This window comes from Streptococcus hyointestinalis, from assembly GCF_041225505.1.
GTDB classification, from domain to species: Bacteria; Bacillota; Bacilli; order Lactobacillales; family Streptococcaceae; genus Streptococcus; species Streptococcus hyointestinalis_B.
Window position 1 is genome coordinate 1 of record NZ_JBCLSK010000089.1, and the last position, 1,312, is coordinate 1,312.

Annotated in this window: 2 protein-coding genes and 1 pseudogene; all 3 read right to left on the bottom strand. The window is 39.2% G+C overall.

The features are described 5' to 3' along the window. Nucleotides 1–344, bottom strand: a pseudogene (locus AALA56_RS10045) (virulence factor); the annotation flags it as partial. Between the two features lie 9 nt (nt 345–353). Then, nucleotides 354–1,001: a hypothetical protein gene (locus AALA56_RS10050; RefSeq protein ID WP_369909894.1), complete on the bottom strand. Its 648-nt coding sequence runs from the start codon at nt 999–1,001 to the stop codon at nt 354–356. Next, the gene (locus AALA56_RS10055; protein ID WP_369909896.1) at nt 1,001–1,309 is read right to left on the bottom strand and encodes a DUF5592 family protein; all 309 of its coding nucleotides are present in this window, start codon (nt 1,307–1,309) and stop codon (nt 1,001–1,003) included. The genes AALA56_RS10050 and AALA56_RS10055 overlap by 1 nt, the downstream gene beginning before the upstream one ends. Between the last annotated feature and the right edge of the window lie 3 nt (nt 1,310–1,312).

A 1,312-nucleotide genomic window follows, 5' to 3' on the forward strand; every position in this document is an offset into this window, starting at 1 on the left:
TCTTGTTGGTTGGCAACGATTTTACTATTGCCTGTAATACGAGTGGATTTTTCTTCAATAGCGTCTTTAATATCGTTCTTTAGCTCTTTGTTATTGGCACGATGGTACGATAAGAACGACCGTGTTCCTGGAATCAGCATAAGTTCTGATAACCAAAAACGATCCATGTCTTCGGAAGGATATTCGTAAAAATGAAGCGCTGTATGATAACCGTCGCCACTCATCCAGCAGCGGTCATCCTTTTTAAAATCAATATTACCTTGAGGTTGAATACGACTGAGAAAAGCAAGGTCATAACCTTGCGCTTTTAACTGCCGTTGTCTGCGTTTCGATAATTCTGGCATGTTTTCTCCTTATACTTTTTCGTTCATGTTGTTAAACTGCTTAATGATTTGTTCCTTTTTGAATTTGGTAATCTCTTGAGGGACAAAGTCATTATTGCCATAACTCTTTGCTTTACGAACCAATTCGTCTAACTCTGTGGTTGTTGGCGCAAAGAGCCATAGAATAAACTCCGTATTGTAAATTTCTTGTTGGATACTTTCTTCAACTTGAATTTCTTGAATCAACAATTGTTCACGATCAAGCAACTGCAAATAGCGACGAGAATCAGATAACAGTTTTGCCTTCTCTTGACGAACCAAACTCAAGTGGTGACGAAGATCTGCAATCTGTGTATCCGTGTTCGTCGGTAAAGTTGTTGTCTCAATTTGAACATTAGTGTTAAATTGCGTTATCCACGTTTCAAAATTATCAAGGGTTCGTCTAATTTCATTGTAAGAGAGGGAACCTAAATCTTTTCCAGGTATTTCCATCAGCTGAAGATAACCATAATCCACTAACTTAATATAAGCCTGACGATTATCAATGATAGCTTTCACATCTAGTAATTCTATGCAAGAATGAAGGTCAAAGTAGACTTGACTCTCTTTCTTCTTTTCTCGTTTTCGCCCTAACGGTCGCTTTTCAATGGGCTGTGACTGCGTTTGTTTAATCGCCATTAACGGTTCTCTCCTCTCTGATAATTTAGGCTAATATAGCGTTTGCGTCGTCTCCTCAAAAAGAGGAACATGCTCTGCCAATTCTTCTTTCCACCATTAGTTGGTAAAACGAGATACAGACACATGATCGGTGTCAACAGAATAAAAGCAAGCATCTGCGCCCACTGACTCGTTGGGAAAAGTCTAGTTCCCGCTGAGACCGCTGCGACTGCTGAACCTCCTACAAAAACAATATCAGCCATAAAAAGACCTATAATTTTTACTTTGGCATAGATGTCACGAGGGACACCATATTTTTCATCATCCATCTA